Raw genomic sequence first — 8103 nt, 5'->3', positions numbered from 1 at the left:
CCGCAGAACCCTCAGGAATCATGATTATCCATCAGGATTCCTGAACGTGGTCGAGGCCAGCTTGGAGGCTGGGGAGACGCACCTAAGCGGCATGAAGATCAGTCTGGAAGATGCGGGTCTAGAGACGGCGCCAGACCGTCTTGAGGTTGCAGAACTCGCGGATGCCCTCTTTCGAGAGCTCTCTCCCGTAACCCGAGCGCTTGATCCCGCCGAAGGGCAGCTCCGCGTATGAGATCGTCATGCCGTTGACGAAGACCGCGCCCGCCTCGAGTTCGCGTTCGGCGCGCGCTATCTCGGCCTCGTCCTCGCTCCAGAAGGCGGATCCCAACCCGAAATCGCTGTCGTTCGCGAGTTCGAGCGCCTCGTCCAGGGAGTCGACGCGATAGAGCGACGCGACCGGCCCGAACGCCTCCTCCCACCAGAGGCGCATGTCCCGGCTGAGGTCGGCGATCACCGTCGGAGCGTAGAACCAGCCCGTGCTCCCGACGCGATGCCCCCCGGCGAGGATCGTGGCGCCGTGGCTTCTCGCGTCCTCGACCAGCACTTCGATGTCGCGCAGGCCCTGCTCGGTCGAGAGGGGGCCGATCTGCACCGATTCATCGGCGGGATCGCCGATCGTGAGCTCCGCCATCCTCCGGGCGAAGCCTGCGGCGAACGCGTCGTAGACATCGGAGTGCACGAGAAAGCGCTTGGCGTTGATGCAGGCCTGGCCGTTGTTGGAGGTGCGCGCCTTCACCGCGGTCTCGACCGCCTCCTCCAGCCTCGCCGATGGCATCACGATGAAGGGGTCCGAGCCGCCGAGCTCGAGCACGGCCTTCTTGAGCACGTCTCCGGCCGCCGCCGCGATCGAGCGCCCGGCGCCCTCGGATCCGGTGAGCGTGACGGCGGCGACGCGGGGATCGCGGATCACCGCCTCGACGCGCGAGGCGCCGATCAGCAGCGTGCCGAAGGCGCCCTCGGGGAAGCCCGCGCGGGTGAAGAGCTCCCCCAGATAGATGGCCGACTGCGGAACGCAGGAGGCGTGCTTGAGCACACCGGCGTTGCCGGCCATGAGCGCGGGAGCCGCGAAGCGGATCACCTGCCAGATCGGATAGTTCCACGGCATGACCGCGAGCACGACGCCGAGAGGATCGAAACGGGTGCCCGCCGCCGAGGCGCCCACGGCGGAAGGATCCTCGAGCGGTGAGTCGGCGAGGAAGCCTTCGGCGTGGTCCGCGTAGAACCGCATCGACTTGGCCGATTTCAAGACCTCGCCGCGGGACTGCTCGATGGGCTTGCCCATCTCCGCGGTGATGAGGGCGGCGACCTCGGCGAGCTCGGCCTCGAGAAGATCGGCGGCGGCGCGCATGAGACGCGCGCGCTCGGCGAAGCCCGACGCGGCCAGCTGCGGCACCGCAGCGGCCGCAGCGGCGAGCTTTCGCTCGACCTCTGCGTCGGAGTCGGGGGCGTAGGATCCGAGGACCTCTTCGTTCGCGGGGTTCACGCTGGTGAGGGTTGACATGATCATCTCCGGCTCTGTGCTCGAGTTTCTGGGCGGCACTCAAGAATCTACGCGATAATGCAATCGTTCGCATAACCTGTTAGTGTTCATTTTAACTGCTCAGAACCGAGTTCTGGCTTCAGTAAGACTGAATCCCGTGCGTCGCAGGCGATGCAACCGGCCCGAGAGGAACACCATGAGCGCGAACGCTCCGGCACCCCGTCCCCTGCTCACCCCCGGCCAGATGGCGGTGGACTACGAGACCCGCGTCGACTTCTCGCGCCTGCGCGACTACCGCCTGGAGCGCGCGCAGGCGGCCCTCGACGCCAGCGAATGCGGAGCGTTCCTCCTGTTCGACTTCTACAACATCCGCTACACCACCCAGTCATGGGTGGGCGGTGCCCTCGGCGACAAGATGATCAGGTATGCGCTGCTGACGCGCGGCGGCGAGCCGCATCTGTGGGACTTCGGCTCGGCGGTGAAGCATCACCAGCTCTTCTCCCCCTGGCTGCCGCACGATCACAACCACCCCGGCTTCCTGGGCTTCCGCGGCGCGGTCGCGCCGTCCGCCGGCCTGATGACCGATGCGGTCGCTCAGATCAAGGGGATCCTCACGGATCTGGGCCTCCAGAACGCGCCGGTCGGCATCGACATCGTCGAGCCCCCGTTCCTCTTCGAGATGCAGCGCCAGGGCTTCACCGTGGTCGATGCGCAGCAGCACATGCTCGACGCCCGAGAGATCAAGAGCAGCGACGAGATCATGCTCATGAATCAGGCCGCCGCGATGGTCGACGGCGTGTACAACGACATCGTCGAGGCGCTGAAACCGGGAGTCCGCGAGAGCGAGATCGTCGCCCTCGCCGCCAAGAAGCTCTACGAGTACGGATCCGATCAGGTCGAGGCGATCAACGCGATCTCCGGAGAGCGCTGCAATCCGCACCCCCACAACTTCACCGATCGGATCATCCGCCCCGGGGATCAGGCCTTCTTCGACATCATCCACTCGTTCAACGGATACCGCACCTGCTACTACCGCACGTTCAACGTCGGCAGGGCGACCGCCCCGCAACGGGACGCCTACACCCGTGCGCGCGAGTGGATGGACACCGCGATCTCCGCGATCAGGCCCGGCGTCGGCTCCGACGAGATAGCCTCGCTCTTCCCCACCGCGGAGTCCCTCGGGTTCGACGACGAGCTCTCGGCCTTCGGCCTGCAATTCTGCCACGGCCTCGGACTCGGGCTGCACGAGCGGCCGATCATCTCGCGGCTCAACAGCTACCGCGAGCCCGTCGAGATCAAGACCGGTATGGTATTCGCAGTGGAGACCTACTGCCCGGCGAGCGACGGCTACTCGGCCGCGCGGATCGAGGAGGAGGTCGTCATCACCGATGAAGGCCCGGTGGTGATCACGAAGTACCCGGCCGACGAGTTGATCGTCGCCAATCCGTTCTGAAGCCGCAGGAGGACCCATGGCCGTTTCTCCCCGAGTTCCCACGCTCAAGGATGTGGCGGAGCTCGCGGGCGTGCATGTGGCCACGGCCTCCCGCGCGTTGAGCAATGCGCAGAGCCATCTGGTGAACGAGGCGACCAGGGAGAAGGTCTCCTCGGCCGCGGCGGAGTTGGGCTACCGGACGAACGCGCTGGCGCGATCGCTGCGCCGAGGCGCGAGCGGCACCCTGGGGGTCGTCGTCGCAGACCTCGCGAACCCGTTCATCGTGAACCTGGTGCGAGGAATCGAGCAGGAAACCCGCCCCAAGGACCTGCTTCCGCTCATCGTGGAGACACGCGACGATCCGGCACGACTGCGCAGCACGGTGCAGCAGTTGCTGTACAGCCGCGTCGACGCGATCATCCTCGCCGCCGCCCACCTCTCCGACGCCGAATACGTCGCTGACCTCGCCGGACAGCTGCCGGTGGTGCTCGCGGTCCGAGGCTTCGACGAGCAGGGGCCGACGGGCGGTTCCCTGCTCGAGGTGATGCAGGACGACCTGCTCGGCACCCGGGCGGCCGTCGAGCACCTGCTGCATCTGGGCCACCGCCGCCTCGCGGAGATCCGCGGACCGCAGACCATCTCCTCGTTCGCCAATCGCAGCCGGGGTTTCCAGGAGGCCATCGCCGCCTGGCCGGGCGCGGAGGATCTCTCCCCGGGCCTGTACGCCGCTCAGGGAGACGTGTCGGAGGGGCGGAGGATCGCCGCCGAGCTGCTCGCCATTCCGCATGACTCGCGCCCCACGGCCATCTTCGCCCATAACGATCTCCTGGCGGTGGGGGCCCTCGAGGCGCTGAGAGACGCCGGCCTGAGCTGCCCGGAGGACCTTTCCATCGTCGGCTACAACGACGCGCCGCTCGTGGACCACCTGGACCCTCCGCTCACCACGGTCCGACTGCCCTCGAACGAGATCGGGCGGCAGAGCGCGCGCCTCGCCATTGCGGCGATCGATGGGCAGACCGGTGCCGCACCCACACGCTTGATGCTGCTGCCCGAGTTCGTGCAGCGGGGCTCGACCCGTTCCTTCGCCGAAGCCGCATAGGGCCCGCGCACGGCCCGGGGGTCCCCTCAGAGGCGCGGCTGCACGATCACCTTGACCTCCGTGCCGGCGCGCAGCCGGTCGAGTCCCTCATTCGTCTGCTCGAGCGGCAGGACCGAAGTGATCATCGGCGAGAGATCGAGCCGGCCCGAGTCGAGCAGGGCGATCGCCTGCGGATAGCTCGACGACCCGACATAGGTGCCGATGACCGTCAGCTCCTTCCGCGTGATGTCGAACTGCTTGACCGGCGGCGCCACCTGGGAGTTCATGCCGAACAGAGCGATACGGCCGCCCGGCCGCGCAGCGTCGATCGCCGCGGGGAGGAGCATGCCCACCGCGTCCACCACCACCTGAGCCTGCCGCCCCCGCTCTCGGTATTCGCCCGGTGTCAGCACCTGGGTCGCGCCCATCCGGTGCGCGAGCGCGGCGCGCTCCGGCGAGAGTTCGACGCAGGTGATCGATCTCGCCCCGTTGGCGGCGAACACGGCCGTGAACAGCAGGCCGATCGGCCCGGCGCCGAGCACGATGGCGTCCTCGCCCGGCGTGAGACCCAGCAGGCGCACGCCGTGCACCACGCAACTCAGGGGCTCGATCAGCGCCGCGACCTCAGCCGGAAGGTGGTCCGGGATGGGATGCACGCCGCGCTCGGGAATCACGGCGAACTCCGCGAGACCGCCGTCGCGGAAGATGCCGTTGGTGGTCATCCGCTCGCACTGGTTGAAGTAACCTTCGGCGCACATCTCGCAGGCGTTGCACTGCATGTTCGCCTGGATGACCACACGGTCCCCCGCGGAGACGCGCCGCACCGCACCGCCGATCTCCACCACGCGACCGACGAACTCGTGGCCCATCGTCACCCCCGGGGTGCCGGGGTGCCCCGGGGGGTCCTCGAGCACGTGCAGATCGGTGCCGCAGATCCCGCAGGCCTCGACCTCCACGAGCACATCGTCCTCGGCGCTCGCCTCCGGCCGAGGACGTTCCGTCAGCGTGAGGTGATGGGGGCTGAGGAACACGGCTGCTCGCATGATGGCTACTCCTTCGGACCTGACTGCAATCGTTTGCAGCATGCGGTACAAGAATAATCTCGGACTCGGGACGGTGTCAAACCCCGCAGGGGGCGTGCGGCGGGGGCCGGGACCCGACGCCGCGCGAACCGGCGCCGCACCGGTCTCAGAGCGTCGCGTCGAGCTCCACGATCACCTTGAGGTTGCGCGCGCTATCCCGGGACGCGGCGAGGGCGTCGAGCGCCCCCTCGACGGGGAAGCGCTCGGTGACCAGCGGCGAGAGGTCGATGCCGGTCCGTTCGAGGAAGCGGATCGCCTCGGGCCACACGAAAGGCGAGCCGATGCTCCCCACGATCGTGAGCCCTTTGGACTGGATTAGCCCGAGCGGGGCGGACGCCTCGTTTCCGACGTCGATGCCGATGAAGCCCAGACGCGCACCGTGACCGGCGAGCTTGATCGCATTCGCCATCACCGCGGGGCGCCCGCTGGCCTCTATGACGACGCTCGGCCCACGGCCGTCGGTGATCGCCGCGAGAAGCTCCTCGGCCTCCTCGGGGTCGACGGCGTGATCGGCGCCGAGATCGAGCGCGGCCGTCCGACGAGCCTCCGAGGGGTCCACGGTCACCACGACGGCCCCGAGATGATGGGCCGCGGCGGTGGTCACCAGGCCGACCGGGCCGGCGCCGAGCACGACGAGGGTGTCGCTCGCATTGATGTTCCCGACCTGCAGCAGCGCGTTGTAGCCGACCGTGAAGGTCTCGATGAGCGCGCCGCTGGCGTAATCGATGTTCTCGGGAATGCGGTGCAGCCACTCGGGCCGGGCGACGAAGAACTCCGCGAGCGCGCCGCTGATGGAGAAGCCGAAGTGGTCCTCCCCGATGACGCACTCTCCGACGACGCGGTCGCCGGGGGCGAAATCGGACACGTTCTCGCCCACCGCGACGACCTCTCCGGCCCACTCGTGACCGGGGATGATGGGATAGGAGAAGGGGATGATGTAGCGGCCCTCCAGCAGTTCGATGTCGGAGTGGCAGATGCCCACCGAGCGAGCGGCCACCAGCACCTCGTCCGCCGCGATGCTCGGCGTCTCGAGCTCCGAGACCTCGGGGTGGTTCTCCGTCAGGAACTGCAGGGCTTTCATGGGGGGCTTCCTATCTGATCTTTCCGTGCTTCTTGAGGTGATGGCGGGCCTATTGCGCGGTGTATCCACCGTCGATGACGAACTCGGCGCCCGTGACGAACTTGGATTCGTCGGAGGCCAGGTAGACCATCGCGTAGGCGACGTCGTCGGGATCGCCGATCACCCCGAGCGGATGGACCGCGCGCATCCGCTCGAGGTAGCCCGGGGTCTGCTCCGCCTTCTCCAGGTTGAGCGGGGTCAGGATGGTTCCGGGCATGACCGCGTTGACGCGGATGTTCTCGGGGGCGTAGGTGACCGCATCCGTCTTGGCCATGAGGCGCACCGCCGCCTTGGTCGTGTGGTAGACCGGCACGTCGGCGTTGCCGATCATGCCGTAGATCGACGAGGTGCTGACGATGCTCTTCTGCCCCTCCGTGCGGCGCATGTGCGGGATCGCGTGCTTGGTGCACAGGAACGGGCCGCCGACGTTGACCTTGAAGACGCGGTCCCAGTCCTCGAACTCCACCTGGTCGACCGGCTGGGTCGGGCCGGAGATGCCCGCGTTGTTGATCAGCACGTTGAGCGCGCCGAACTCCTCGAACACCTCGCCGAACACCTGCTCCACCCGCGCCTCGTCGGTGGTGTTCATCTCCCAGAATGCAGCGCTGGCGCCGGTCCGACGGATCTCCTCGGCGACCTGCTCCCCTCGCGGCGAGACGTCCGTCAGCGCGACCTTCGCCCCCTCGCGGGCGAACATGCGGGCGATCGCCTCGCCCATCCCGTTCCCGGCCCCGGTGATCACCGCGACCTTGCCCTCAAGACGTCCGACCATGCGTTGCTCCTCCTTCGCTCTCGACGAGCGGATCCGATGTTCCTGCAGACTCCGTTGCGCGCTCAGACGCTCACCGACGGCCGGAGCGGCAGGCCCGCCATCTCATAGGCCTGGTCGATGACCCGCATATTCCGTACCGCCGCCGCGGTGGTGGTGGGGTAGTCCGCACCGGAACGGATGGCGTCCCGGAACGCGCGCAGCTGATAGGTGAAGCTTCGCGTCAGCCCGAGGTTCTCGACCCTGGTGCCTGCGGCGGTGGTCACGATCAGACGGTCGTCGGTGTGGACATAGCTGAGGTTGCACTGGTGGATCGACCCTTTCGAACCGACGGCCGTGAGCGTGAAGTCGCGAGGGCCCACCAGATTCGCCTCCGCGACCGCATGGACTCCGTTCGGAAGTTCGAAGGCGAGCTCGGCCCACGCATCGACGCGGGGATCCGTGCCCTCCATATGCCCGGTGCGGGTCGAGGTGAGTTTCGCCGCACCGCCCAGTTCTCGGGCGACGTGATCGATCGCGTCGATCACGTAGCACCCCACGTCCATCAGCGCACCCCCGGCGAGCGGCCAGGACCAGCGGATGTCCTGGAGATCGGGAACGTCGACCGTCATCACCGCGCGGACGAACTGGATGTCGCCGATCTCACCGCTGCGCAATATCTCGAGGAAGCGCAGGAAGACCGGGTGATAGCTGTAGTGGAAGCCGTTGAAGACCACCAGCTCGGGCTTGGCCGCGGCCGCCTCGTGCACCTGAAGAGCCTCCGCCGCATTGCTGGCGAAGGGCTTCTCGGCGAGCAGGTGCTTGCCCGCCCCGATGGCCGCGAGGTTCCAGGGGGTGTGCAGGCCGTTCGGAAGAGGGTTGTAGATCGCCTCGATCTCGGGATCCTCGACGAGCTCCTGGTAGCTTCCCGCGGTCCGCTCGATCCCGTGCTCGTGCGCGTAGGCCTTCGCCTTGTCCGCATCTCGTGCGGCGACCGCGACGATGCGCGCTCCGATGTCTTCGGCGGGCGGGAACAGCGTGTCCTGGCTGATGCGGGCGGCGCCGAGAACACCGATCCTCAGTGGTTCCGTCATGAGTTCACTCCTGTTACCTGTCAACGCCGTTGTCGGACGAGCCGGCACTTCCCCGGAGCAGGCCCGGTC

7 protein-coding genes are annotated in these 8103 nt (G+C 67.7%); 2 read left to right on the top strand and 5 right to left on the bottom strand.

Annotated features, from left to right (window positions below):
- Positions 1 to 118 precede the first annotated feature (118 nt).
- On the bottom strand, positions 119 to 1501 hold the full coding sequence (locus J4H92_RS06290; RefSeq protein ID WP_208097276.1) for an aldehyde dehydrogenase family protein: 1383 nt from the start codon (positions 1499 to 1501) through the stop codon (positions 119 to 121).
- 175 nt (positions 1502 to 1676) lie between these two features.
- Here J4H92_RS06290 and J4H92_RS06285 point away from each other — a divergent pair, with 175 nt between their 5' ends.
- A complete protein-coding gene (locus J4H92_RS06285; RefSeq protein WP_208097274.1) occupies positions 1677 to 2933 on the top strand; it encodes a M24 family metallopeptidase in 1257 nt (418 codons plus the stop codon).
- A gap of 16 nt (positions 2934 to 2949) precedes the next feature.
- Entirely contained in the window at positions 2950 to 4011 is a 1062-nt protein-coding gene (locus tag J4H92_RS06280) for a LacI family DNA-binding transcriptional regulator (protein WP_208097272.1), read from the top strand.
- A gap of 26 nt (positions 4012 to 4037) precedes the next feature.
- Here the strand turns inward: J4H92_RS06280 and J4H92_RS06275 are convergent, their stop codons facing one another.
- From J4H92_RS06275 to J4H92_RS06260, 4 genes are all read right to left on the bottom strand, one after another.
- Positions 4038 to 5033, bottom strand: coding sequence for a zinc-dependent alcohol dehydrogenase (locus J4H92_RS06275; RefSeq protein ID WP_208097270.1), 996 nt, complete (start codon positions 5031 to 5033; stop codon positions 4038 to 4040).
- 145 nt (positions 5034 to 5178) lie between these two features.
- Positions 5179 to 6153, bottom strand: a complete 975-nt coding sequence (locus tag J4H92_RS06270; RefSeq protein WP_208097268.1) for a zinc-dependent alcohol dehydrogenase — start codon at positions 6151 to 6153, stop codon at positions 5179 to 5181.
- Between the two features lie 49 nt (positions 6154 to 6202).
- Positions 6203 to 6964: an SDR family NAD(P)-dependent oxidoreductase gene (locus tag J4H92_RS06265; RefSeq protein WP_208097266.1), complete on the bottom strand. Its 762-nt coding sequence runs from the start codon at positions 6962 to 6964 to the stop codon at positions 6203 to 6205.
- A 62-nt stretch (positions 6965 to 7026) separates the two neighbouring features.
- Positions 7027 to 8034: a Gfo/Idh/MocA family protein gene (locus J4H92_RS06260; RefSeq protein ID WP_208097264.1), complete on the bottom strand. Its 1008-nt coding sequence runs from the start codon at positions 8032 to 8034 to the stop codon at positions 7027 to 7029.
- Between the last annotated feature and the right edge of the window lie 69 nt (positions 8035 to 8103).

The organism is Leucobacter weissii (assembly GCF_017565745.1).
GTDB classification, from domain to species: domain Bacteria; phylum Actinomycetota; class Actinomycetes; order Actinomycetales; family Microbacteriaceae; genus Leucobacter; species Leucobacter weissii.
Note: the sequence above shows the minus strand (reverse complement) of the source record. Positions and strands in the feature narration are given on the sequence as shown.

Bases quoted from the DNA above. Each gene is read 5' to 3' on its own strand.
- J4H92_RS06290 (WP_208097276.1), bottom strand. From the start codon at position 1,501: ATGTCAACCCTCACCAGCGTGAACCCCGCGAACGAAGAGGTCCTCGGA.
- J4H92_RS06285 (WP_208097274.1), top strand. From the start codon at position 1,677: ATGAGCGCGAACGCTCCGGCACCCCGTCCCCTGCTCACCCCCGGCCAG.
- J4H92_RS06280 (WP_208097272.1), top strand. From the start codon at position 2,950: ATGGCCGTTTCTCCCCGAGTTCCCACGCTCAAGGATGTGGCGGAGCTC.
- J4H92_RS06275 (WP_208097270.1), bottom strand. From the start codon at position 5,033: ATGCGAGCAGCCGTGTTCCTCAGCCCCCATCACCTCACGCTGACGGAA.
- J4H92_RS06270 (WP_208097268.1), bottom strand. From the start codon at position 6,153: ATGAAAGCCCTGCAGTTCCTGACGGAGAACCACCCCGAGGTCTCGGAG.
- J4H92_RS06265 (WP_208097266.1), bottom strand. From the start codon at position 6,964: ATGGTCGGACGTCTTGAGGGCAAGGTCGCGGTGATCACCGGGGCCGGG.
- J4H92_RS06260 (WP_208097264.1), bottom strand. From the start codon at position 8,034: ATGACGGAACCACTGAGGATCGGTGTTCTCGGCGCCGCCCGCATCAGC.